Below are 23024 nucleotides of genomic sequence, written 5' to 3'. Positions count from 1 at the left end.
GTGTTAGGTGTGTCGTGTCGGAGTCGTCATTCGAAGTTCGAGATCCAGTCCATCGTCTTCATGCCGTCCGGCGGGTTCACGTAGGAAGCCGGAATCAGCTGGGCGTCCTCGATGACGGCGAAATCGTACTCGTCCTTGTAGGTCGTCCGCCCGAAGAAGGCCGGCTCCTTGGCCTGGTGGTTCGGCATCGCGACCGTGCCACCGGGCGTCTGGATCGCGGACCCTTCGAGTGCAGAGGCGATCTGTTCCTGGGTCGGGTACGAGCCAGTGATGTTGTACGCCTTCTCGATGGCGCCGACGTAGAACTGGATCGCCTGCCACATGTGGTACGACGGGTAGATCGGGTACGAGTCGAACCGGTCGTTGTACGCCTCCACGAAGCGCTTCTGGAGGGGGTTCGACTGGTTGTAGTTGAACGCGTGCGGACCACGGGCGCCCGTGATGACGCCTTCGGGCATGTCCTTGCCCATGTCCTGGAGCTCGTGCTCCGCCCCACCGAAGAGGATCTCCGTCTCCTCGAAGAGACCGCGGGACTGGGCCTGCTTGGTGAACGTGACGGTGTCACCGCCCCAGAAGCTGGAGAAGACGAGGTCCGGGTTGGCTTCTTTCAGCTTACTGATGTGGGTCGAGTGGTCGTTCGCGAGGAGCTTCGGGAACCGCTCGGCGACGATCTCGATGTCGGGCCGGAGCTTCTGCAGCGCGGCCTTGAAGATCTTCATGTTATCGTGACCGAACGCGTAGTCCTGGTTGATGCCAGCGACGCGCTCGACCTCGGGCATGTGACGGCTGATGTAGCGCGCGGCACCCACGGCGTCTACCGCGAGGTGCCCGGAAGTCCGGAACACGTACTCGTAGCTCTCCTCCTCGAAGAGCTGGTGGGTCCCGGCGTCGTAGATGAGTGTGAGCTGTTCCAGCTCGTTGACGATGGGTGCGACCGCGAGCGCGTCACTGCTGGAGACGAACCCGATGATCGCGTCGACGTCTTCCTTCGTCTTGAGGCGGCGGACCGTACTCACCATCTGGTCCGTCCCGGCTGCCTCGTCGATGTACTGTGCTTCGATCTTGCGCTCGCCGAGGATGCCCCCGTTGCTATTGATGTCGTCGACGAGGAGCTTCGCGGCGTTCACCGACGGCTTACCGAAGATAGAAGCTGCACCCGAGGTGAACGTGATGAACGCGATCTTGACCGGGCCGGAGCCGACGTCTTCTTGCGACTTGGCGTTGGCTTGGCCGTCTTCGGGGGCGGATCCCCCGAGCAGTGCACACCCTGAGAGGGACGTGGACAGTCCCACAGTACCGATACCACCCAGTAGCGACCGACGTGAAAGGCTCTTCTGCGATGCCATACCCCAAACCACATGGATAGAAGATGATAAACCTTTACATTCAGAAGTGACATGCTACCAGTGGACACTGTACTACTCGATGGTGTGCGATGTGGCGAGAAACCGGCCTAGAACCCTCGATACACACGGTTCCCAGTTGAGACTCCGCCTGAGTTCGCCCCAGGAGAGCTATTCCGCAGCTTACCAAAGTATTAAGTAGTTCTGTTTGACCGCTAGACGTATGTTCGAGTCAGAGACGGTCTGGGAGTTTAGCATGGCCGATAGTGTGAAGTTCGGAACCAATGCTGTCGAGGAGCTGCCCGACGAGATCGACAACTGGGACGGCGACACGGCACTCATCGTGACTGACGAGGGGGTCAAAACGGCGGGCGTCGTCGACCAGATTCGCGACCAGTTCCCGGCCTCGATGGACGTCTCGGTGTTCGCCGGCGTCGAACCCGACCCGTCCCTGGCGGTCTTCGAGGAGGCGATCGAAATCGCAGGCGAGGTCGAGCCCGACGTCATCGTCGGCGTGGGCGGCGGCAGTTCCATCGACGTCTCGAAGACGACCGGCCTGGTGCACGAACACGGTGGGGAGATCATGGACTACGTGGCCCCGCCGACCGGTGAGGGGAAACCGGTCCCCGGTCCGACGGTCCCCGTCGTCGCCATCCCGACCACAGCCGGTACCGGCTCCGAGACATCCCCCGTGTCCGTCATCTCGCTGCCGGACCGGAAGCTGAAGGTCGGCATCTCCAGCGAGCACCTGTATCCCGACCTGGCGCTCATCGACCCCGCCCTGACAGTCTCACTTCCAACCGGACCGACGGCATCCTCCGGAATGGACGCGCTCTCGCACGCCATCGAAGCGTACACCACCCGTCGCTACGACGCCAAGGAGCGTGCTGACAGCCCCGCCGACCGCCCCGACTACAACGGCCGGTCTCCGCTCACGGACGAGCTAGCCCGGAAAGCCATCGAGCTCATCTCGGACAATCTGCGCCGGGCCGTCAACAACGGCGAGGACCTCGAAGCACGGCGGAACATGTCCCTCGCCAGCTTCATGGCTGGTGTCGCGTTCACCAACGCCGGGCTCGGGGCGACCCACGCGATGGCCTATCCCGTCGCCGGTGAACACCACACGCCCCACGGCGTGACGATCGCCACACTCCTCCCCGAAGTCATCCGCTTCAATGCGACGACCGCGTTCGACCGGTACGCAGACATCGCCCAGCTGATGGGCGAAGAGACCGAGGGACTGGACCGCAGCGAGGCGGCCAACAAGGCCGCCGACGCGGTCGCGAAGCTCGGAAGCGACGTCGGCATCCCGGGCAGCCTCGAAGACCTCGGCGTCACCGAGGACGAACTGCCCAAGTTCGCCGAAGAGACGATGCAGATCCAACGGTTGCTCGTCGGTAATCCCCGGCGAGTCGACCAGGACGACGTCGAGTCCATCTTCCGCCAGGCACTGTAACCACTGGGCTCGCGCCGACCGCTTCTGTCCCCCCTTCTCGTTCCTCTCTCGCTCTTTCCTCCCCGTCCTTCTCTCACCTCTGTCCCCCCGCTCGTCCAGCCGGCTCGAACGTCCAGCGGCGAGTTCGTATCACGAACAGGTCGTCAGCCACCAACACCGCCCACGAACTGCCGAGAGTAGTGATTCAGCCAGTCCGAACCCACCTATGACGATGTCCCAATTTGAATTCCCAGTTTAGAGCAGGATAGAACGCCCGAAACCAGGTTTTGAGCCCAATGTCGTATTATGATGCCCTATCGTCAATTCCCAATGTGAATTCGGTGAATGAGCGGAAGCGGCCCCCTACGACCAGAGTAGGTTCTGCTAGGGCCCGGTGAGGTTTCACAGCGTCCCCGAACGTCTGTCTAGATGCGTCTATCGGCCGTTTCAGTGCTCCAGGGAATGAGACAGGTACATATACCTAAAGTATGTACGATTGGGAAATGGACCGAACCGACGCAACAGGCGGCTCGAACGCCACCGCGCGAACACACGAAGGGTCGAGCGACATGCGAATCAAGTCGGTCGAGAAGGCGCTCGAGATCGTCGAGGCCCTACGTGTGCTCGACGAACCGACCACCGCGAACATCGCGTCGCGCCTCGACTACTCGAAAAGTTCGGTGTACAAGCACCTCACCACGCTGGAGCACAGCGGCTACGTCGTCCGAACCGGCGACCTGTACCGCCCGAGCCACCGCTTCTTCGAGATCGGAAACGAGGTCAATCAACGCTGGGTCGACATGTACGACCCCGCGAAGAGCGCGCTCGAAGAACTCGCCGACGAGACCGGCGAGAACACCTGGCTGATGGTCGAAGAGCGGGGGGAAGGTGTCATGATCTGCAACGTTCAGGGTGAGAAGGCGCTCGAACCGGGGTACTTCTACGAGGGGAAGCGGGCGCAACTCCACAGTAGTGCCGCTGGGAAGGCGATCCTCGCGAACCTCCCCGAACACCGTCGTGAGACGCTCATCGAACAAGTCGAGTTCGAGCAGTTCACCGACAAGACCATCATTTACAATGAAGAATTGCGTGAGGAGCTCGCGACCGTCCGGGAGACGGGCATCGCGATCAACGACGAGGAGACGCAGACGAACATCCGTGCCCTGGGAGCCCCCATCTTCGACGAGGACGGTGTGGTCATTGGGTCTATCAGTGTCTCCGGTCCGACAAGCCGGATCTCGGACGAGTATTACCAGGAAGACCTCCCGCGGATGCTCCGCGAGAAGACCGACATCATCGAGATCCAGATGGTCTCGCGGTAGGTCACCACTGGCAGGCTTGAATCGCACGATAGTCCGATTGTAGGCCGCCATCGGCGGACGCCTGTCCAACCCTACAGCAGACGTGTGACAACAATACCACTGTAACACCCACCCGCGATCAATCCCCGACCGGCGGACACTATCGGCCAAGAGAGCCAGCTCGGCTCCGACACGGGAGAAGAGACAGCACAGCTGATTGCTCGCCTGCCTCCAAGCGTCTCCGTACCTATCGGAGTATCGAAACGCTCCTCGACCTGTCCCAGCCCCGTTACTTCACCTTCTCTGGCGTCTCCACGAGGGCGGGAGGCTTGCGCTGTCGACCCAGGTGCCGTCTGAGATACCGATAGACAGGGAAGACGTACTCCTCGAGGCGCCCCGAGAGGCTGCTCGTGCTCGCGTGGATGACCACGGGAACGTCGGCGGCGCGCGCGTACTCGATGGTGAGGTCTGGGGTGCTCCCGAGCACCCAACGCCGGAGGCGCCGGTCGCGGGTCGCACCGATGAGGAGGATACCGCCGTTGCCGACCGCCGAAGACACGAGTCCATCGGCCACCGTATCGGCGGTGACGTTGTGGACCTGGACCGATTCGACGCCCGAGAGCGCCGCCAGGGTCTCGTCTACCGGTTCCGCCGTCCCGCCGGCACGGGGCACGACGCTGATGACGTGTATCTCCGCACCATGCATCCCGAGGCGGTTCACCAGCGGCAGGAGCGAGAGGTGGTGGGGGCCGCCACCCGCGCCGACGTTGATGACCGAGAGGTCGTCCATCTCGTCGACGTTGCTCGTGAAGAACACCCCACAGGGCGCCTGATACTCGACGGTCTCGGTGATGTTCGGGTGCTCCTCGGGGTAGCCCATCAGTATCTCGTCGACCTCGTCGTTCCGGGCCGTCTGGAGGATGTCGAACGCGATGTCACGGCAGATGTGCCCCTCGACGGTGTACTCGACCTCGATAGCCGCCTGCTCGAGGCGTGCCTCGATGTCCCTGGTCGATTCCCGCGCCGTCTCGCGGACCATCTCGTTGGGCGTCTGGTCGGGGATGTGCGTGACGTGCAGGACCTGCACCAGCGGCTCGGGGTCCCGAGCACGACTCAACGCCTCGGCGAGCCGGACGTAGGCGACCACACGGTCCGCCCGCGCGACCGGGACCAGTATCCGGTAGCGTTCCGCTTCCGGTTCCACGTCGGCAGCTGGCACCCCCTCGCCCGTGGCAACAGGCGCGCTCGGGGGTCTCGCCGGACCGTGACGCGGAACCACCTCCTCGACCAGGTCCTCCACGTGTGGGCCACCGCCCCAGACGAGGTAGACCCCGAGGAGCGCGAGCGTGAACACGACGCCGACAGCAACGCCCACGGCAGGGAGGTTCCAGATGAGTGCGAGGTTCGCGAGGATACCCACAACCGGGAGGACCGGGACGAGGGGCATCCGGAACCCGCGTTCGAGGTTCGGGAAGTTCCGCCGCGAGTAGATCAACGTGGCGTTCACAACCGCGAGTGGGACGAGCAGGTTGAACGTGGCGAACCCGGTGAGGGGTTCGAGGCCGAGGAAGTGCGTGCCGAACAGCCCGTGTTCGGAGAAGAGCGTGATGAAGACGAAGATGATCACGGTGATGGTCGCCGTGGCGGTCAGCACGCTCCAAAACGGGGTCCGGTACTCCCTGTGAATCCGGGCGAACCGACGCGGTGCGTGGCCCTGACGGCCCATCAGTGACCCGATACCGCTGGCGGCGAGGATGGAGGCGTTCGACGCACTCACCATCGAGAACACCGCCCCGAGGACGATGAGAATCTGCCCCCACGGCCCGAGGAAGGACGCGGCAACGGTGCCCATCGCGGTCTCTCCCTGTGCAAGCACTTCGGGCGGGACGGGCGCGTTCACCATCGCGACGATGACGAGTGCATACAGGATGGTCACGGTGATCATACTCGCCGCGATGGCCCGCGGGACGGTCTTCCGTGGCTCGATGATCTCACCCGCGCTCGCAGCGATGGCGGAGAACCCGAAGAACGTGATGAACGCGAGCGCGGCGACCGACGCGATACCGACGGGCTCTAGCTGCACGTTGTCGACGAACGTGGCCGTTGCGGGACCCGGCCCGGCGAAGGCTATCGCGCCCGCGATGAACACCAGAAGGACGACCACCTTCGCGGCCGTGACGAGGAGCTGGAAGACGCCCGATTCTTCCGTCCCGCGAGCGTTGAGCACACCCAGCAGAACCGCAGCGAGAATCCCGATGCTTCCATGCGGGAGGACGGACAGTGACTCCGGAAGGATGAACCGGAAGAACCACTCGTCCATCGTCGCCAGGTAGAACGCCGTCGTGCCGGTGTAGCCCAGAAAGAGCGACATCCCGACTGCGTATTTCAACCGGTCTCGCCCCTCGAACGTCTCCGAGACGAAGAGGTAGCCACCCCCGTTCTCGGAGTAGACCGACGCGAACTCCGAGTACGCTGCGGCGGTGATGCTAGCGATGACTGCGGCAAGCACGAACGCCAGGACCGCACTCGAACCGATTCGGAAGACCGCCGTCCCCGAGAGCGAGAAGATGCCGGCTGCGATCATGGTCCCCAGCCCGATGGCAAAGGCGATCTTGAAATCGAGGGTCCGGGTGTGCTCTACCATACGTAGACTATCGCCAGTCAGCCGTATAAAAAGAGACGCGGATGTTCCCAGCTTCCGCCGGGAAGGAGTGCGGAGACAGCGACAGGGGCGTGGTCACAGTTCACGCCGAAACCCTGTCGTGGAGCTGGTGACCCGTCGCCGCTGTTCGTTCCTCAGCCCTCTGCCAGCCACAGCACGGTCACACCGGTACCGAGGAAGCAGAGGAGCAGGCTCCCGAAGGCGAATGCGTAGTCGAACTTCGCGGCGACTACTCCCACGTATGACGGCCCGAGGCTCCCGATGGCGAAGTACGCGGTCCGAAGCGCGCCGAGGTCGCCCCCGACAGTGTCCCCCGAGAGCTGGCCGACGAGATGGACGTAGATGACCGGCCAGAAGGTCGTCAGACCGACGGCGAAGACGAACAACCCGAGGATGACCAGCAGGCGGCGGTCGGCGACGACGAGCGTTGCGAGACCGGGCACGCTGAACCCCGTCGTCACCGCCGCGATGCGGAGATGGGACCAGCGGTCGCCGAGTGCGCCAGCGACGGGCGTCGTCACGGTTCCCACCAGGAAGAGACCAGCGAATCCCAGCGTCGCGGCGAGTTCGGAGAACCCCTTCTCCAGCTGGAGGAACGTCGGCAGGAAGCTGGCGGTCCCCTGCCAGGCGAACAGCGTCATCGCAGTCACCGCGACGAGCGCCCCGGACTGTGGGGTCTCGAACAGTCTGACCGCCGTGTTTCGCAGTTCGAGGTCGACGGTGGAAACGGTATAGCTGTCCCTGGTGACGCGATGCAGGGAGAAGAGCACGACACAGAGCAAGAGTGCGACCGGCACGAAGGCGGCCCGCCACGTGTTGTAGGTGAGGGCGGCGGCCGCGAGGGCGGCCGACAGCGTGCTGCCGAAGTTGACGGCGGCGTCACGGATGCCGAACGCCCGTCCACGCTGTTCGTCGAAGAGGTCACCGAGAAGGACCATCCCGGCCGGTTCGAACATCCCATAGCCCGCCCCCACGAGCGCGAGACCGAGGACGAACTGCGGGAAGGTGGTCGAGATGGCCAGCGAGAGGAAGCCGACGACCAGCAGCGTCTGGCTCAAGAGGAGGACGACGGTCGAGGGGAGGTGGTCCGCGTACCGGCCGCCGGGGTACTGGACCAGGGCGTTGGTCCCCCAGAGGACCGAGATGGAGAACCCCGCAGTCGCGGGCGTGATGTCGAACGCCTCGATGATGGAGGGCAGCAGCGGCGCGACGACGAGCACGCCCGAGAGGATGACCACGAGCCCCAGTGCGTGGAGCGATAGCTGTCGGCCGGCGTACCCCGAGATGACATCTCTCATGTCGGTCGTTGTGAGAACGTTACAGGGACGGGTTGAATAGGTAGCGATTGGGGGCAAGTGTTGCTGGCGTGGTGGAGCGACCTGTTGCTGGCGTGGTGGAGCGACCTGTTGCTGGCGTGGTGGAGCGACCTGTTGCTGGCGTGGTGGAGCGACCTGTTGATGGCGGGATGGAGCGACCACCTCTCGAGCGGGTCGCACACTCGCGGCGAGCCCTGACCGCGTCGAAACGGCTTTTACCCCTCCTCGTGACGTTTTGACGTACGCAATGTCGAAAGCGACAGTTCTCTTCGCCGGTACAGCCATGATACTCTACGCGGGGTGGGCCTTCTTCGCGAAGCTCGCCACGAGGAACATCCCGGCCGAACAGGCGGTGGTCTACACCTACATCGCGGCGCTCCTTGCGGTGGGAGCCTACATCGGAGTCAACTCCGGTAGTTCCATCGCCGTCGCGACCGACGGCCTCTGGCTCGCCGTCCTCAGTGGTCTCTGCCTCGGCCTCGGGACACTCGCGTACTACATAGCCCTGACCGACGGCTCTGTCGGCATCGCGACCAGCATCAGCGGGATGTACCTGCTGGTAGTGACTGTTCTCGGTGTCGTCTTCCTCAACGAATCCCTCGGCAAGTTGAACGTCCTGGGTATCGCCTTCGCCGTCGCCGCCGTCGTCCTCCTTGCGCAGTAGCCACTCGGTGAGAACATACCCGAAATTCTTACTCAGTGCGCCCGAAACGTCACGTATGGTAGTCGTGGCAGCCATCGATGACTCCGAGCGAGCATCGCGCGTCGCGGACGAAGCTGCGAAACTCCCGGCGGCGTTCGACGACGAACTCCACGCCCTCCACGTGTTCGAGCGCTCGAAGCTCGTCGACGTACTCGAGGTCACGCTGGACGAAGAGGACGTGACCGAGAACTACGAGGTCCAACAGGCGGCGGACCGCATCGTGGGTTCGGCGCCCCGTGGATGGAAGCCAAGCGGCTGCTGGACGACGGCGTAATCGGCGACCTGACACGCGTCAAGATGGGCTGTTCGGAGCTGTTCGACTACGGGAGCCACCTCATCGACCTCTGTCACTACTACGTCGACGAGACCGACCCCGAGTGGATCCTCGGAGCCATCGACTACCGCGAGGAGAACATCAAGTACGGCGCGCACAACGAGAACCACGCGTTCGTCCAGTGGCGATACGAGAACGGCGTCTACGGCGTCGCGAGCACGGGTGTCGGTGAGGAGATGCCGGCCGTCCACAACCAGTTGTTCGGGACGGAGGGCCGCATCGAGGTCCTGCCCGAGGGCTGGGGTGAGGACGGCCCGACCCTTCGCGTTCGCCGCAAGGATGGAACCGAGTGGGAAGAGCACTACATGGGCCTCGGGCCGCTGATTCCGCGCGCTATCGAGCACATCGTCGAGGCGTACGACGACGGGCGTCAACCCGCCCTCTCGGGCGAGCACGCGCTTCGTGCAACCGAGATAATCTTCGGCGCGTGGGAGTCCGCCCGGCGACGCGGGCGCGTCGAGTTCCCGCTCGACATCGAGGATAACCCGCTGGAGGCGATGGTGGAGGACGGGGTACTAAATCCCGCCCCCGAGAACGGGGAGGTAGAATGAACGTCGCAATCAACCAATACACGCTTCGTGAACTCGACGAGCCCATCGCGGAGACGACCGAGCGCGTCATCGACGCCGGGTACGACGGTATCCAGTACTCTGGCGGTCTGGATGGACTTGACGCAGCACTCGCGGACCGATTGGAGGCGGCCGGTGCCCGTGCAGTCCCGCCCCACCTCAGCCTGGACCTGCTGGAATCGGACCTCGACCCCGTGGTCGAGCTGTGCGAACGCTTCGGTGTCGACAGCGTCGTCGTCCCGTGGGCTGCCCTGGACCTGTTCGAGTCCCGGGAGCGCGTCGAGACGTTCGCCGACAGGCTGGCTGCGGTCGACGACGCCCTCGGCGAGCACGGCCTCGGCCTCCAGTTCCACAACCACCATCAGGAGTTCCAGGCGGTCGAGGACGGCGCACTCGGGCTTGAGATATTCGCCGAACGGACCGACATGGACTTCGAACTCGACGTGGGCTGGGTCCTCGCGGGTGGTGAGGACCCGGTCGAGTGGCTCGACCGGCTCGGTGACCGATGCACACAGGTCCACATGAAGGACGTTCGGCTGGAGGAGTGGGGCGAGCTCCCACATCCCGGGAGACCAGTCGAAATCGGGACCGGCGCGGTCGACATGCAGGCGTGCGCCGACGCGGCCGCCGACATCGGGGCCGACTGGCTCGTCTACGAACACGACGTGCCGGAGGACCCCCTCGCGTCGCTAGCTCACGGCGTCGACTTCCTGAAAAGCCTGTAACAGACGCTCACTCGGCGAGCGTCGCGATCGCTTCTATCTCCACGTCGATGTCTATCGGGAGATCGACGATCTGGACCGCGCTCCGCGCCGGATACGGGTCACTCATGTACTCGCCGTACACCTCGTTGACTGCCTCGTAGTCAGCCATGTCCCGGACGAAGACGGTCGCCTTGACGACGTCGTCGAGCGAACTCCCACCGGCTTCGAGAATCGCGGCCACGTTCTCCAGTGTTCGCCGGGTCTGTTCGCGGATGTCGTCGCTGACTATCTCGCCCGTTTCGGGGTCGACTGGCCCCTGCCCGGAGACGTAGATGGTCTCCCCGTCGATGATTCCCTGTGAGTACGGCCCGATGGCTCCCGGTGCCTCGTCGGTACTTATCGGTTGCATGCTACGGGTACAACGGTGGACGAGTGGTCTCATAATCCTTCCCCCCTCGGCTTGCGTGAGGACACGGTGACCCCAGCACAGCCGACGCCAATATTAAAGAGCCCAGTCGGTCAAGGAGTGGTATCCGATGGCAGTCCCAACCAAGTCGTGCCAGGTCACCTGTCCGGACTGCGGACAGCCGTTCCTGGTCGAGACGGCACGCGAAACCGAGACGCTGCGAATCGAATGCTCACATTGCGAGGAACGCATCACACTCCCGAGCGTCGCCTTCCGACCCGACGAGCGTCGCACCTGAGGCCAGTATCGACCGAGACCACACACCGGAGACTCCACTCATATGCACATCGTTCCGCGACCACAGCACGAACAGTACGCAGACGAACGCATCCACCTCGACGCACTCGATGGCATCGCCACCGACGACAGCGAGCCAGCCACTGCCAGCGTGGACCGTGTCCAGACCGTCATCGACCGTGAGATCGACCACACCCTCCCGGCGGTCGACAGCGCCGGGGCAACAGGCCCGACCATCTCCCTGCGAACGGTCGACACCATCGAGCCGCCAGCTGGGCGGACTATCGACCACGAGGACGAGGCCTACCGGCTCTCGGTGACCGGCGATGGCATCGAGCTGGTCGCGACCACGGCAGCCGGTTTCCACTATGGCGCACAGACACTGGCTGGACTCATCAAGGGCACAGACTCCGGTGAGGCGTACACCGTTCCCGCTTGCGAGGTCGTCGACTGGCCCGCGTTCGAGTGGCGCGGCGTGATGGTGGACCCCGCCCGCAAGTTCATCCCGCTCTCCGACCTGTACGGCCTCGTCGTAATCGATGGCGCGCGCGAAGCTGAACGTCCTCCATCTGCACCTCATCGACAACGAGGGCTACGCGATGGAATCGACGGCCTATCCAGAGTTGAACCGGTCCCCTGATGGAAGTGAGAGACCGTGTTACGGCCAGGAGGAGATGGCCGCGTTCGTCGAGCACGCCGGCGAGTGGGACATCACCATCATCCCCGAACTCGACGCGCCCGGCCACGGCCTCCACCTGCTCACACAGATTCCGGACATCCGGTGTGACACGCCCGGCGAGACGACGGTGTTCAACCTGAAGCCCGCGTTCTGTCTCGGCAAGGACCGGTCGTACGAGGTGTGGGACGACCTGCTCGACGAGGTCGTCTCGGTGTTCGACGCCGACATCGTCCACGTCGGGGCCGACGAGTGGAGTCACCACGGTATCAAGTGGAAGGACTGCGTCGACTGTCGAGCCTACATGGAATCGGAGGGGCTCGACGACGGTGCCCTCGAGGTCGTCATCTCCGAGTCGGAGCTCGACGCGAACGCGAGGCTCGCCGTGCTCTCCAGGACCGACGACGGCCCGGGGGAGCACCGACTGCTGTTCGATGCCGAGGACGACAGACGGTCACTCCACACGCTGGAACTGGCGGACCTGGATGGAGACGGACTCCGAACTCACGACCTCGATGGGACGTCGGTGTTCACCAGGGCAGAACAGATGGCGGCCTGTTGCATCGGCATCCAACCAGCTACCATGGAAGCGTGTCCGGCTAGCAGACGCGCCAGACCTCGCGACTGCGCCGGTGTGACCGAGGTTCACAGACGTCCGGTCTTCGTACCCGGAGACGTCCACACCTTCAGCGGGATAGCCAACACCCGCCGAAGGGGGACGGATAGCAGCCCATATTACAACCCTATGCGTGTAACACTCAGGTCTCGCACTCGCAGCCCTCCCGGTCGAGGAGGTCGGCCACGTCGTAGCTGCGCCCGCAGTCGTCACAGAGCACCTGGATGTCGTTGAGGACACTGAAATCACCGAGTGAGATGGTCCCGTTCTTCTGGAGTCCCTCCAGCGACCGTTCGGTCACGGCCGTCGTCCGGCCGCGGAGGCGCTGGATGGTCTGTTCGGCCTTCTCGACCCGTTCCTCGTCGGTCGGTTCGGGCTGCTCGGCATCGCGGTGGTTCTTGAGATACCGGTAGATGGTCTGGTGCGAGACGAAGTCCCGTTCGACCGCCTCGACGTCGATTCCGTTCTGTTCGAGCCGCGCCCTGATGAGGGTCCGGTCGTCCGACTCCGATTCCCCACCGGTGAGGGCATCGTAGATGTGGTCGACGTTCTCGCCGAGGGTGAACACGTCACTGGCGTCAATCGCCGATTGCAGGACTCGCCTGTTGAACAACTCTGCGAGGTCACGGACACTCTGTTGTTCGTCTCCCTCACCGAGCCACAGTCGCTCCAGTTCGTCTCCGATGTCGCCGAGGTCGTACTCCTCGATGACGCGGTCGACCTTGTTCGTCCGCGTGTTCGACCCGGCTGTCTGCCCATCTGTCATTAGATGGCTGTAGGTGAACGCGGCACTTAAACCTGTGACATCACCGACCACGACCGACAACTCTTATGCGGAATGCCCGTGGATAGTTCGACCATGACGACCAGAGTCACGGTCTGGAACGAGTACCAGCACGAACAAGAGAACGAGGCGGTCGCAGCGGTGTATCCCGACGGTATCCACGCAGCCATCGCCGGTGCGCTCCGGGAAGGCGGTTTCGAGGTCCAGACGGCGACACTCGACGAGCCCGAGCACGGGTTGACCGAGGACGTGCTCGCGGAGACAGATGTGCTCACCTGGTGGGGACACAAGGCGCACGACGAGGTATCCGACGAAGTGGTCGAACGGGTGAAGACGCACGTCCTCGACGGGATGGGACTCCTCGTGCTCCACTCCGGGCACTTCTCGAAGATATTCCGCGAGCTGATGGGCACCAGCTGTGCCCTGAAGTGGCGGGACGAGGGCGAGAAGGAACGGGTCTGGGTGACCGACCCGAGCCACCCCATCACCGATGGCCTGCCCGAGCAGTTCGAAGTCCCCAGGGCCGAGATGTACGGCGAACACTTCGACATCCCGCAACCGGACGCACTGGTGTTCAACTCCTGGTTCGAGGGTGGGGAAGTGTTCCGGTCGGGCTGTTGCTACCATCGTGGTGAAGGCAAGGTGTTCTACTTCCGGCCCGGCCACGAGACGTATCCCATCTACTTCCAGGAGGAGGTCCAGCAGGTCCTCCAGAACGCGTGCGAGTGGGCCGCGCCGAACGAGGACGGCCCCGAAGTGTACCGCGGGAACCACGACCCCCTCGAACCCCTCGGCGACGACACGGGCGGGAACTGAGACAGTCCTGTTCTCGTGGCCATATCACGCGACAGTAGCCTTGTACTGTCCGATCTGAGATGCTCTGGATTGAGTCAGTAGATTTACTTATAAATGTTCGAGCCTCCGGAACGGGAGCTGTCGCCTCGTCCGAAACCCGCATCTCACACCATGAAACAGGCGGTTTCACCCGTCACAGTCGCGCTCCGTTTCCACGCTCGGAATCAGTATATAAGGAATACCGGGACAGACCGATCTCAGCGACGTTCGATTCTTTATTTCTCGCACATTGCGAGAAACGAACACATTGTGTGGTGTTCACACACGACAGGAGTGTAAAAACGTTCGACAGGCCGGAACGGTTCACGCGGTCATCGCGGGAGTACATCTTTAACCTCAGCCGATAGATTCTACCCATGGGTGAACGCGACGCGGGGCACGGGCTCAAGACGACCGCGGTTTCGTTAGAGCTCGTCGAACACATCCTCGAACTCGAAGGGGCGACGATGGCCGAGCTCGTGGAGGCGACGGGGCTGGCGAAGAGCACGGTTCACAGCCACCTCACGACCCTCGCCGAGTACGGGTACGTGGTCAACTCGGACAACCGCTACCACCTCGGGTCGAAGTTCTGCCACCTCGGCGACTACGTCAGGACCCGCAAGGAGTACTACCGCATCGCCCAGGAGACCATCGCCTGGCTCGACGCTGAGTCGTCGATGGAGGCGGACTTCACCGTGGAGGAACACGGCCGCATCGTCTCCCTGTACGGAGACCTCGAGTTCGCGAACTCGCCCCGTTTCCTCATCGACGGGAGCCCGTTCCACGTCCACACGACCGCCTCGGGCAAGGCCATCATCGCCGAATACCCGGAGAGCCGGGTCCGTGAGATAATCGACCGCTGGGGACTCCCCACACCGACCGACCGGACCATCACCAGCGAGGACGAACTGTTCGAAGAACTCGAGCGCGTCCGCGAGCAGGGCTACGGCCAGGCAGAGGGCGAAGCAATCGAGGGGTTCTGGGCCGTCGGGAAGGTGGTGAAATCGCCCCGTGGCGAGGTGCTCGGCTCGCTGAACCTGAGCGGCCCCGCGTACGTCGTCGACGAGGAGACGAAGGCGACCCAGGTCGAACTGCTGTCGCGCGGTGTCGAGCGGTTCGAGCAGGGACTCGTCGAGATGTACCAGCCGACTGCCGCAACCGACGGCGAAGAATAAGCGAGAGACACGGGGCGGGTGTAGACCGACTGTGGTGGGGGAGACAGTTCAGGCCGGAATCTGCTCGTCGGTGACCACACCGTCCTCGGTCCAGCCCCGACGCTCGTAGTACTCGTCGAGTGCGTCCTCGAAGCCCGGAAGCTGGTCCTCGTACGGGAGGCTGTCGTCCGAGCGGTCGAAGCCGCGCTGGTTGTTGAAGTGCCGTTCCAGGTGGACGACCCGGTCGCCGACCGCGAGGAGGTCCTCGAAGTCGGCCCCGAACAGCATCTCGTACCGTTCCGGGGTCATGAAGTCACGGGAGAACTTGCAGACGACGCCGCTGTCGTTGAGCGCCATCTGGTTCTCCTTCTCGATGAGACGCTGTGGCTTGCCCTCGAATCCCTCGGGCGGGTAGGCGTCGTCCTCCTCGACGAGCGGGTACTCCTGCGAGTAGAAGACCGCGTACATGTGGTCGGCACCGCGGTTCGAGACCGCGTAGGAGAGACCCTGGCCGTGAAGCACGCGGCCCTCGTGGGCTGCGAAGTCCAGACCCTTCACGGTCCAGTCCTCGACCCCGAGGTCGTCGTGGACGCGGGCGATTCCCTCGGCCAGGTCGTCCCCGATACCCTCGCGCTTCGCGATCTTCTCGACCGTCTCGTGAATGAGTTCGGTCTCCCCGAACGCGTCCTCGCTGGCGAGGTAGGCCGCGACGGTGTTCCCGGCCGAGATCGCGTCGAGCCCGTACCGGTCGCAGAGTTCGTTCGACTTCATCACCTCGACGATGTCGTCGACGCCCGAGTTCGAGCCGAACGCCATCGCGACTTCGAACTCGGGGCCCTCGGTCTCGACGCCCGACTCCTCGTCCCTCGTCGGGAGCTTGCAGGCGAACGCGCAGGCCGAGCACGTCCCCTTCTTGTACTTCTTCTCCTCGACCGCGCTCCCGTTGATGCCGGAAGCACCCTCGAAGTGCTGCTCGGAGAAGTAGTACGAGGGGAGTCCGTCCATCTCGTTGGCGAGGTCCATCACGGCGACCGTCCCCTGGCGCTTCATGATGTGGTCGTCGGTCGCGGCCTCCCGGTGGATCTCCATCTGGGAGGACGGGATATCGATGTCGGGCGCGGAGTCACCCTCGACGGTGACCGCCTTCACGTTCTTCGAGCCGAGGACGGCTCCGAGGCCGCCACGACCGAAGGCGCGCTCCTCGCTGGTCATGATGGACGCGAACCGGACGAGGTTCTCCCCGGCCGGCCCGACGACGGCGGTCTTGTCGGCACCGATGCCGTGCTCGTCGTCGAGGTAGGACACCGTCTCGGGCACGGTCGCGCCCGCGAGGTCAGGCACTGGTTCGAACTCGACCGATTCGTCCGTGATGTGGACGACGACGAGTTCGTCGCTCTTCCCGGTGAACTCGACAGCTGCGTACCCCGTGTCGGCGAAGTTCCGGGACATGAACCCGCCGGCGTTCGACGAGCAGAGCCCGTCCGTCAGGGGCGAGACACTGGTGCAGTTCATCCGACCGGTGAAGCTCATGTTCGAGGCCTGCATCGGCCCCGTCGTGAAGTACACCCTGTTCTCCGCGGCGAACGGGTCGACGTCGAACGGGATGCGCTCGTGTGCGAGTCTGGTCGCGACACCCCGGCCACCGACGAACGATTCGAGTACCTCGTCGATGTTCTCGGTCCGTGTCTCCCGCGCGCCGACGTCGACCGTCAGCAGTGGGCCCTCGGTGTGTAACATCATTACGAAAGGGTGTTGCCAGCCACAAATCGATTGCGGTACCTGTACTCTCGAGTCTCAGTAGCCGGGTATCCACCCCACCCGAAACCAGTTACTGTGTACTCCTTCCATAGCAATCGTGGATAAGTTATTTATGATTGTTTCACATGGGTCAGAATATGGCTGCAGGTCCGCCGATCCACGAGTTACACTTCGACGACGCACCGAACGTTGACACCGTCCCCGGGCCGAACTCGAAGCGGCTCATCGAGAAGCAACAGCGCATCGACAGCAGCGCCGTCGCGTATCCCGAGGACATCCCCATCGCCTTCGACAGCGGGAAGGGTGCAACCGTCAGAGACGCAGACGGGAACACCTTCATCGACATGTTCGCGGGCATCGGCGTCCTGAACGTCGGGCACTCGAACCCGTACGTGCTCGAAGCGGTCCACAAACAGACCGATAAGTTCGTCCACACGGTCGACTTCCCGACCGAGGCACGCCTCGAACTCATCGAGAAGCTCGACGAGATCGCGCCGGGTGCCCTGCAGGGCAACAACAAGGTCGTCTTCGGCGGCCCGACCGGGAGTGACGCCATCGAGGCGTCAATCAAGCTCGCCAAGTACAACACCGGCGGCACCGGGCTGGTCGCGTTCCGCGGTGCCTACCACGGCGCGACCAGCGGCGCGATGAGCCTCACCGGGAACAAGAGCTTCAAGGGCGAGTACACGCCGCTGCTCCCCGACGTGACCCACGCGCCGTACCCCAATCCCATCGAGATGGACAAGGCCCCGCAGGCCGCGGTCGAGCACTCCCTCGAAGAGGTCAAGGCCATCTTCGACGACCCCTACGGCGGGTTCGCGAACCCCGCCGGCATCTTCGTCGAGCCTATCCAGGGCGAAGGCGGGGTCGTCACGCCGCCCAAGGGCTTCCTGCAGGGCCTCCGTGACATCGCCGACGACAACGACGTGCCCCTCGTCTTCGACGAGATACAGAGCGGACTGGGCCGCTCCGGCGAGTGGTGGGCCAGCGAGTGGTACGACGTGACGCCCGACGTGATGACCTCGGCGAAGGCCCTTGGTGGAACTGGCTTCCCGCTCTCGGCGACCATCTACCACGAGGACCTCGACACCTGGGGCTCCGGCGACCACGCCGGGACCTACCGGGGACACGTCGTCGGGATGCGCGCCGGGACCCGCGCCATCGAGTACATCCAGGAGCACGACCTGCTCGCACACGCCCGCGACCTCGGCGAGTACATCCGCGACCGGCTCTCCGAGGCGGCCGAGGAGAACCCGAACCTCGTCGACGTTCGCGGCAAGGGCCTGTTCATCGGCGCGGAGTTCGTCGACGAGGACGGCAACCCGGACGACGAGGCGGCCGACGCGCTGCAGGACTACTGCTTCGAGCACGGCGTACTCGTCTGGAAGGCCGGCCGCCACGGCAACGTCCTCCGGCTGCTCCCGCCGCTCGTTCTCACGCACGAGCTCGCCGAGACCGCACTGGACGTCATCGTCGACGGCATCGACGAGGTCACGAGCCAGCACTGACCACCGGCCGAGGAACTCGAAACGACACCAATCATGCCCGCACAACGAGTCATCACGGACGACGCACCGCGCAACGACAACCCCTACTCGCAGGGCGTCAGGGCCGGGGACACGCTGTACGTCTCCGGCTACGGCCCGGTCGACCCCGACACGATGGCGGACGTCGAGGGCGACATCCAGGCACAGACCGACCAGGTGCTGGACAACATCGCCGCCGTCGTGGACGAGGCCGGCGGCGACGGGCTCGACGACGTGGTGAAGGTGACCGTGTACGTCACCGACCTCGACGACTACGAGCGCGTGAACGAGGCCTACGGCGCTCGATTCGACGAGGTGCCACCCGCACGCGTCTGCGTGGAGGTCTCGCGACTCCCGGGCGACGTTCGCGTCGAGATGGACGCCATCGCACACCTGGCTGAAGAATAGACGAGAAGACCCCGGCCGGGACGCCGGTCAGTCGTTCAGTTCTTCTGCGCGCCTGTTCCGCTGCTCGTCCGCCTCGTCCAGTCTCGCGAGGAACTCGGACATCTGCGCCTTCATGTCCGAGCGGAGGTCCGACGGGGAGAAGTCCTCCGACTCGGCGAGCAGTCGGACGAACGCCTGGAGTTCCTCGTCGGAGACCTGCTCGTAGTCACCGTCTTCCAGCTTGTCGATGACGGCGTCGACGTCGATCTGGCCGACGGGTTCGACGTTGAAGTCGACGGTCACCATCCGGTAGTCCGAGCCCGCCAGCTCCTGTTCGGCCTTGTTGACCCCCTCCGCGAGCATGTCCTTGAACGGGGTGTAGTAGCCCATCGTCCCCAGGTGGAGGAACGCGAGCATGTCGGTGATGCCCCGCGTGTAGGCCTCGCGGTCCTCGGCGTCCGGGTTGAAGACCGTCTCGCGGTCGCGCTCTTCGAGGCACTCGAAGAGGATGGTGAAATCGAGGATGGCGTTCCGGAGTCGGCGTCGAATCCGGTTGCGTTTCTGTTTCTTCGAGTGGTCGGTGTAGTCGGTCTTGCGCCCGAGCAGGAACTCGCGGTCGCTCGGCGTCAGGATACCGCGACCCCTGTCGGCGGAGTAGGTGAGTGCCGCTTCGTCGGTGGTGTCGCGTTCGTCTTCCATATACAGATTGTGTATACACCAGTGATTAAACCTTACGAGAGCAGGCGGTTGCTGGCATATTGGACCAAAAATTCGATGGTATCGGCCGTTCTGTCTACAGTTTGTGTATACCGCCGGTGGCAGTTCGTCTGGAACTCGCCTTCCGCTGGCTCTGTGTGGCTCGAAATCGGCCACAGCGATAGCGACAGGTTGGACCCGGGACACCCCCCACGGTACACAGATTCCGTACTCACCATCACCAGTAACCGAAGGTTTTAACACAGATGTTACTCATTGTCGTGATGTACGGCACCGAGTATCACGGCTACCCTCCAGACACACAATGACGTGTTCAATCATACCACACCCACGTGACGGTCGTTGTGACGCACAGTTCGGAAATCAGCGGCTCGCCAACGGAGGTGAGGACGAATGAGCACCTCGGAAGGGGCGATAGAGGAGTTCCTCGACGAGATAGAGCCGACCATCTTCGCGTTCGGAGCGATCATCACCGTCCTGTTCGTCGGCGCGTTCAGCCTCCGACCGACTGAATCGTTCGAGTTTATCGATGGCATCCGGGTCTGGATACTGTCGACGTTCAACTGGTTCTTCCTCCTCGCGATGCTCGGGTTCGTCCTGTTCCTGGCGTTCGTCATCTTCGGCCCATGGGGGAGACTGAAGTTGGGTGACGAGAAGCCCGAGTACAGTTACTTCTCGTACTTCGCGATGATGTACTCCGCCGGACTGGCGGCGGGTATCGTCTTCTGGGGCCCCGCCGAGGCCATGTTCCACTACTCCTCGGTCCCGCCGTTCTTCGACGCGCAGGCCAAGACGGCCGCCGCGATGCCGTTGGCTGTCCAGTACTCCATCTTCCACTGGGCCGTCATCCAGTGGTCCTGTTTCACCGTGATGGGACTGGGCATCGGCTACTACGTGTACAACTACGGTGCGCCACTTCGCGTGTCGGCGGTGCTGACCCCCATCATCGGCGCTGACAACGTCAATGGCATCATGGGGAAGGCCGTCGACATCCTCGCCGTGTTCGCGACCCTCGGTGGGGTCGCCACCTCACTGGGGTTCATCGGGAGCCAGTTCATCACCGGCCTCAACTTCCAGTGGGGCATCCAGCTCGGTGACGTCGGGACCGTCCTCGTCATCACCGGAATGGTCGTCATCTTCACCACCTCGCTCGTGCTCGGGGTCGACAGGGGCATCCGCCGCCTGTCGAACTTCAACATGGTGATGTTCCTGTTCCTGATGGCGGCGACCCTCGTGTTCGGGCCGACGCTTCGTATCCTCGAACTCGGGACGCAGGCCATCGGCGGCTATCTCGGGAACTTCTTCGAGATGGCGCTGTACACCGGCGCAGCCAGTAGTGGTGCTGGCGAGTGGGTCGACGCCTGGACCGTCTTCTACTGGCTGTGGCCGCTCGCGTGGTCGCCGTTCGCCGGGCTGTTCATCGCCCGTATCTCGCGCGGTCGCAGTGTCCGCGAAGTCGCGTTCGCCGGTATCGGCGCAACCTCGCTGGCGACCATCCCGTGGTTCGCCATCGTCGGCGGCGCGGGCGTGCTCATGCAGAACAGTGGCTCGGCCAACATCCTCGGCCCGATCTCCGAATACAGTGAGGCCGTTTCGGGATACGTCCTGTTCGGGAATCTGCCGGTCGTCGGACCGCTGCTCCTGTTCGCCTTCCTCGTGCTGGTGACCACCTTCTTCGTGACGTCGGCTGACTCCTCGACACTGGCCGTCGCGATGATGACCAGCGGTGGGAAGGAGTCACCGTCCGCAGTCAACCGCATCTTCTGGGCGCTGCTGCAGGGTGCGGTCGCCTCCATCCTGATGGTCGTCGGGGGCGTCGAAGCGCTCCAGTACGCGGCCATCATCACGGGCGCGCCGTTCGCGTTCATCTGCTTGCTGACGATGCTCGGCCTCATCCGGAGCTTCCAGCAGGACTACGGCCCCCTGCTCCTGCAGGACCGCACCCAGATATTCGGCCGTCCATCCGGGAACAAGCAGTCCGGGAAGGCCGCGAACGCGGCAACGCAGGACGACGACTGACCCCCGCCTCTTTTCGACTCTCTGTTCGCTACTCCCGGTCGCCCGTCGCTCGGCCCACTGCCCACGACGGGTGACTGATAACAAGTTTTAATGTACGCCATCAACGATTGTTGTGTATGGATAGGGATACCGCAGAGCCGGATACAGCAGCGCTGCCCGGGCCCAACGCCGAGAAGTGGATCGAGTTCCACTCCCAGCACGCCGCACCGAGCGAGTACTCCCACGAGTTCGTCTGGGACGTGACCGCCGAGGCCGACGGCCCGTTCGTAACCGACGTCGACGGGAACGTCCTGCTCGACTTCACCTGCCACATCGGGGCCGCCCCCCTCGGGTACAACAACGAGAAGGTCGTTTCGAAGCTCCGCGAGTTCGACCTCGTCGAGCCGATGAAGATCGCCGGCCAGGACATGTACTTCGGTGCCGGCCCGGACCCGGAGACCGCGGAGTTCCCCGGGTCGAGCCACCTGATGGACCAGCTGACCGACGCCTGCTCGCACTACGGGATGGACACCGTCTTCCTCTCGAACTCCGGCGCGGAGGCGGTCGAGAACGCGATGAAGATAACCCACGACCACAAGCCAGCAGCCAAGTACGGCTACGCCTTCGAGGGGAGTTTCCACGGCCGGACGGTCGGCACCCTCTCGCTCACGAAATCCAAGGAGGTCTACACCCGCCACTACCCCGAAATCAGCGGCATCGAGACGGTCCCCTTCTGCGAGGACCGCGGCTGTTCGGCCGGCACCTGTGACTGCGGCTTCTTCTCGGGCGGGGGGTCGCGCCTCCGGAACTCACTCGCACCCGAGGGTGGGCACGTCAACCCCGACGAGGTCGCGTTCGCCATCCTCGAACCCATCCAGGGCGTCGGCGGCTACCGCTTCCCGAGCGACGAGTTCATGGCCGAGGTCGGGTCGGTCTGCGACGAGTACGACATCCCCCTCGTGGTCGACGAGATCCAGGCCGGCGTCGGCCGGACCGGCGAGATGTGGGCCTCGGACCACTACCCCATCGAACCGGACGTCATCGCCAGCGCGAAAGGCCTCCGGGTCGGTGCGACCATCTCAAACTCCGACGTCTTCCCGACCGAGAAGAACCGCCTCGGATCGACCTTCGGCGGCGGCGACCTGCTCGGCTCGATGCAGGGCGCGTTCACCCTGCAAGCCATCGAGGAACACGACCTGCTCGACAACGCGACCGAACGCGGTCGGCAGGCGAAAGAGATCATCCGCGACGACGCCCCCGACCACGTCGAGGACGTCCGCGGCAAGGGACTCATGCTCGCGGTCGAGTTCGACACGCCCGAGCGTCGGAACGCCGTGGTCGAAGCTGCCCTCGAACGGGGCCTGTTGACTCTCGGCTGCGGTAAGAAGACCATCCGGCTCCTGCCCCCGCTCGACTCCACGGAGCGCGAGATAGAACTGGGCGCGTCCATCTTCTGCGAGGCGATGGACGCGGTGGCGACCCAGGCAATCGCCTGAGGTTTTTA

23 protein-coding genes are annotated in these 23024 nt (G+C 63.9%); 16 read left to right on the top strand and 7 right to left on the bottom strand.

Annotated elements, in window-relative coordinates; translation table 11 throughout:
- Positions 1-26: 26 nt before the first annotated feature.
- The gene (locus tag ACSC1S_RS19200) at positions 27-1346 is read right to left on the bottom strand and encodes an ABC transporter substrate-binding protein (protein WP_435365702.1); all 1320 of its coding nucleotides are present in this window, start codon (positions 1344-1346) and stop codon (positions 27-29) included.
- 220 nt (positions 1347-1566) lie between these two features.
- Between ACSC1S_RS19200 and ACSC1S_RS19195 the strand changes: the two genes are divergently transcribed.
- The gene (locus ACSC1S_RS19195; RefSeq protein ID WP_435365701.1) at positions 1567-2799 is read left to right on the top strand and encodes a hydroxyacid-oxoacid transhydrogenase; all 1233 of its coding nucleotides are present in this window, start codon (positions 1567-1569) and stop codon (positions 2797-2799) included.
- Positions 2800-3281: 482 nt separating this feature from the next.
- Positions 3282-4100, top strand: coding sequence for an IclR family transcriptional regulator (locus ACSC1S_RS19190; RefSeq protein WP_435365700.1), 819 nt, complete (start codon positions 3282-3284; stop codon positions 4098-4100).
- Positions 4101-4368: 268 nt separating this feature from the next.
- Here ACSC1S_RS19190 and ACSC1S_RS19185 read toward each other — a convergent pair whose 3' ends face one another.
- Together ACSC1S_RS19185 and ACSC1S_RS19180 are read right to left on the bottom strand one after the other, a co-directional pair.
- Positions 4369-6723 carry an amino acid permease gene (locus ACSC1S_RS19185; RefSeq protein WP_435365699.1) on the bottom strand — a complete coding sequence of 785 codons (2355 nt, stop codon included), beginning with the start codon at positions 6721-6723 and terminating at the stop codon, positions 4369-4371.
- Positions 6724-6875: 152 nt separating this feature from the next.
- Entirely contained in the window at positions 6876-8039 is a 1164-nt protein-coding gene (locus ACSC1S_RS19180) for an MFS transporter (RefSeq protein ID WP_435365698.1), read from the bottom strand.
- A gap of 60 nt (positions 8040-8099) precedes the next feature.
- Here ACSC1S_RS19180 and ACSC1S_RS19175 point away from each other — a divergent pair, with 60 nt between their 5' ends.
- From ACSC1S_RS19175 to ACSC1S_RS19155, 5 genes are read left to right on the top strand one after another with little or no spacing between them, the layout of a single operon-like run.
- Positions 8100-8255: a hypothetical protein gene (locus ACSC1S_RS19175; RefSeq protein ID WP_435365697.1), complete on the top strand. Its 156-nt coding sequence runs from the start codon at positions 8100-8102 to the stop codon at positions 8253-8255.
- A gap of 49 nt (positions 8256-8304) precedes the next feature.
- The gene (locus ACSC1S_RS19170) at positions 8305-8721 is read left to right on the top strand and encodes an EamA family transporter (protein WP_435365696.1); all 417 of its coding nucleotides are present in this window, start codon (positions 8305-8307) and stop codon (positions 8719-8721) included.
- A gap of 55 nt (positions 8722-8776) precedes the next feature.
- The gene (locus ACSC1S_RS19165) at positions 8777-9034 is read left to right on the top strand and encodes a universal stress protein (RefSeq protein WP_435365695.1); all 258 of its coding nucleotides are present in this window, start codon (positions 8777-8779) and stop codon (positions 9032-9034) included.
- Complete coding sequence (locus ACSC1S_RS19160) at positions 9001-9645, top strand: Gfo/Idh/MocA family protein (protein ID WP_435365694.1); 645 nt, start codon at positions 9001-9003, stop codon at positions 9643-9645. Before ACSC1S_RS19165 ends, ACSC1S_RS19160 begins: the two co-directional genes overlap by 34 nt.
- Entirely contained in the window at positions 9642-10388 is a 747-nt protein-coding gene (locus tag ACSC1S_RS19155) for a sugar phosphate isomerase/epimerase family protein (RefSeq protein ID WP_435365693.1), read from the top strand. Before ACSC1S_RS19160 ends, ACSC1S_RS19155 begins: the two co-directional genes overlap by 4 nt.
- A 7-nt stretch (positions 10389-10395) precedes the next feature.
- Here the strand turns inward: ACSC1S_RS19155 and ACSC1S_RS19150 are convergent, their stop codons facing one another.
- Positions 10396-10776 carry a RidA family protein gene (locus tag ACSC1S_RS19150; RefSeq protein WP_435365692.1) on the bottom strand — a complete coding sequence of 127 codons (381 nt, stop codon included), beginning with the start codon at positions 10774-10776 and terminating at the stop codon, positions 10396-10398.
- Between the two features lie 127 nt (positions 10777-10903).
- Between ACSC1S_RS19150 and ACSC1S_RS19145 the strand changes: the two genes are divergently transcribed.
- Genes ACSC1S_RS19145 through ACSC1S_RS19135 form a run of 3 tightly spaced genes read left to right on the top strand, consistent with a single transcriptional unit; the run spans position 10904 to position 12596 of the window.
- Positions 10904-11071, top strand: coding sequence for a YgzB family protein (locus ACSC1S_RS19145; RefSeq protein WP_261652691.1), 168 nt, complete (start codon positions 10904-10906; stop codon positions 11069-11071).
- Positions 11072-11113: 42 nt separating this feature from the next.
- Entirely contained in the window at positions 11114-11710 is a 597-nt protein-coding gene (locus tag ACSC1S_RS19140; RefSeq protein ID WP_435365691.1) for a glycoside hydrolase family 20 zincin-like fold domain-containing protein, read from the top strand.
- Positions 11610-12596 carry a family 20 glycosylhydrolase gene (locus ACSC1S_RS19135; RefSeq protein ID WP_435365690.1) on the top strand — a complete coding sequence of 329 codons (987 nt, stop codon included), beginning with the start codon at positions 11610-11612 and terminating at the stop codon, positions 12594-12596. The genes ACSC1S_RS19140 and ACSC1S_RS19135 overlap by 101 nt, the downstream gene beginning before the upstream one ends.
- Here ACSC1S_RS19135 and rdfA read toward each other — a convergent pair.
- Positions 12505-13128: a rod-determining factor RdfA gene (rdfA, locus tag ACSC1S_RS19130; protein ID WP_435365689.1), complete on the bottom strand. Its 624-nt coding sequence runs from the start codon at positions 13126-13128 to the stop codon at positions 12505-12507. The two genes, ACSC1S_RS19135 and rdfA, sit on opposite strands and share 92 nt — an antisense overlap.
- Positions 13129-13221: 93 nt before the next feature.
- Here rdfA and ACSC1S_RS19125 point away from each other — a divergent pair, with 93 nt between their 5' ends.
- Positions 13222-13962 (top strand): ThuA domain-containing protein, encoded by a 741-nt coding sequence (locus ACSC1S_RS19125; protein WP_435365688.1) that lies wholly within the window; start codon positions 13222-13224, stop codon positions 13960-13962.
- Positions 13963-14357: 395 nt separating this feature from the next.
- The gene (locus tag ACSC1S_RS19120; RefSeq protein ID WP_435365687.1) at positions 14358-15155 is read left to right on the top strand and encodes an IclR family transcriptional regulator; all 798 of its coding nucleotides are present in this window, start codon (positions 14358-14360) and stop codon (positions 15153-15155) included.
- Positions 15156-15203: 48 nt separating this feature from the next.
- On the opposite strand, the gene ACSC1S_RS19115 is transcribed toward ACSC1S_RS19120, so the two are convergent.
- On the bottom strand, positions 15204-16871 hold the full coding sequence (locus ACSC1S_RS19115) for an aldehyde ferredoxin oxidoreductase family protein (protein WP_435366012.1): 1668 nt from the start codon (positions 16869-16871) through the stop codon (positions 15204-15206).
- Positions 16872-17029: 158 nt separating this feature from the next.
- On the opposite strand from ACSC1S_RS19115, the gene ACSC1S_RS19110 reads away from it, so the two are divergent.
- Positions 17030-18400: an aspartate aminotransferase family protein gene (locus tag ACSC1S_RS19110; protein WP_435365686.1), complete on the top strand. Its 1371-nt coding sequence runs from the start codon at positions 17030-17032 to the stop codon at positions 18398-18400.
- A gap of 33 nt (positions 18401-18433) precedes the next feature.
- Positions 18434-18826, top strand: a complete 393-nt coding sequence (locus ACSC1S_RS19105; protein WP_435320700.1) for a Rid family detoxifying hydrolase — start codon at positions 18434-18436, stop codon at positions 18824-18826.
- A 27-nt stretch (positions 18827-18853) separates the two neighbouring features.
- Here ACSC1S_RS19105 and ACSC1S_RS19100 read toward each other — a convergent pair whose 3' ends face one another.
- Positions 18854-19504, bottom strand: a complete 651-nt coding sequence (locus tag ACSC1S_RS19100) for a DUF8102 family protein (protein ID WP_435365685.1) — start codon at positions 19502-19504, stop codon at positions 18854-18856.
- A gap of 411 nt (positions 19505-19915) precedes the next feature.
- Between ACSC1S_RS19100 and ACSC1S_RS19095 the strand changes: the two genes are divergently transcribed.
- Together ACSC1S_RS19095 and ACSC1S_RS19090 are read left to right on the top strand one after the other, a co-directional pair.
- Positions 19916-21541, top strand: a complete 1626-nt coding sequence (locus ACSC1S_RS19095) for a BCCT family transporter (protein ID WP_435365684.1) — start codon at positions 19916-19918, stop codon at positions 21539-21541.
- Positions 21542-21657: 116 nt separating this feature from the next.
- Entirely contained in the window at positions 21658-23016 is a 1359-nt protein-coding gene (locus ACSC1S_RS19090; RefSeq protein ID WP_435365683.1) for an aminotransferase class III-fold pyridoxal phosphate-dependent enzyme, read from the top strand.
- The last annotated feature ends 8 nt before the right edge of the window (positions 23017-23024 follow it).

This window comes from Haloarchaeobius pelagicus, from assembly GCF_051207375.1.
GTDB lineage: Archaea > Halobacteriota > Halobacteria > Halobacteriales > Natrialbaceae > Haloarchaeobius.
This window is presented reverse-complemented; position numbering and strand designations above follow the sequence as displayed.

Coding starts and splice junctions, on each gene's coding strand:
- ACSC1S_RS19200 (WP_435365702.1), bottom strand. CDS start 1,346: ATGGCATCGCAGAAGAGCCTTTCACGTCGGTCGCTACTGGGTGGTATC.
- ACSC1S_RS19195 (WP_435365701.1), top strand. CDS start 1,567: ATGTTCGAGTCAGAGACGGTCTGGGAGTTTAGCATGGCCGATAGTGTG.
- ACSC1S_RS19190 (WP_435365700.1), top strand. CDS start 3,282: ATGGACCGAACCGACGCAACAGGCGGCTCGAACGCCACCGCGCGAACA.
- ACSC1S_RS19185 (WP_435365699.1), bottom strand. CDS start 6,723: ATGGTAGAGCACACCCGGACCCTCGATTTCAAGATCGCCTTTGCCATC.
- ACSC1S_RS19180 (WP_435365698.1), bottom strand. CDS start 8,039: ATGAGAGATGTCATCTCGGGGTACGCCGGCCGACAGCTATCGCTCCAC.
- ACSC1S_RS19170 (WP_435365696.1), top strand. CDS start 8,305: ATGTCGAAAGCGACAGTTCTCTTCGCCGGTACAGCCATGATACTCTAC.
- ACSC1S_RS19165 (WP_435365695.1), top strand. CDS start 8,777: ATGGTAGTCGTGGCAGCCATCGATGACTCCGAGCGAGCATCGCGCGTC.
- ACSC1S_RS19160 (WP_435365694.1), top strand. CDS start 9,001: ATGGAAGCCAAGCGGCTGCTGGACGACGGCGTAATCGGCGACCTGACA.
- ACSC1S_RS19155 (WP_435365693.1), top strand. CDS start 9,642: ATGAACGTCGCAATCAACCAATACACGCTTCGTGAACTCGACGAGCCC.
- ACSC1S_RS19150 (WP_435365692.1), bottom strand. CDS start 10,776: ATGCAACCGATAAGTACCGACGAGGCACCGGGAGCCATCGGGCCGTAC.
- ACSC1S_RS19145 (WP_261652691.1), top strand. CDS start 10,904: ATGGCAGTCCCAACCAAGTCGTGCCAGGTCACCTGTCCGGACTGCGGA.
- ACSC1S_RS19140 (WP_435365691.1), top strand. CDS start 11,114: ATGCACATCGTTCCGCGACCACAGCACGAACAGTACGCAGACGAACGC.
- ACSC1S_RS19135 (WP_435365690.1), top strand. CDS start 11,610: ATGGCGCGCGCGAAGCTGAACGTCCTCCATCTGCACCTCATCGACAAC.
- rdfA (WP_435365689.1), bottom strand. CDS start 13,128: ATGACAGATGGGCAGACAGCCGGGTCGAACACGCGGACGAACAAGGTC.
- ACSC1S_RS19125 (WP_435365688.1), top strand. CDS start 13,222: ATGACGACCAGAGTCACGGTCTGGAACGAGTACCAGCACGAACAAGAG.
- ACSC1S_RS19120 (WP_435365687.1), top strand. CDS start 14,358: ATGGGTGAACGCGACGCGGGGCACGGGCTCAAGACGACCGCGGTTTCG.
- ACSC1S_RS19115 (WP_435366012.1), bottom strand. CDS start 16,871: ATGTTACACACCGAGGGCCCACTGCTGACGGTCGACGTCGGCGCGCGG.
- ACSC1S_RS19110 (WP_435365686.1), top strand. CDS start 17,030: ATGGCTGCAGGTCCGCCGATCCACGAGTTACACTTCGACGACGCACCG.
- ACSC1S_RS19105 (WP_435320700.1), top strand. CDS start 18,434: ATGCCCGCACAACGAGTCATCACGGACGACGCACCGCGCAACGACAAC.
- ACSC1S_RS19100 (WP_435365685.1), bottom strand. CDS start 19,504: ATGGAAGACGAACGCGACACCACCGACGAAGCGGCACTCACCTACTCC.
- ACSC1S_RS19095 (WP_435365684.1), top strand. CDS start 19,916: ATGAGCACCTCGGAAGGGGCGATAGAGGAGTTCCTCGACGAGATAGAG.
- ACSC1S_RS19090 (WP_435365683.1), top strand. CDS start 21,658: ATGGATAGGGATACCGCAGAGCCGGATACAGCAGCGCTGCCCGGGCCC.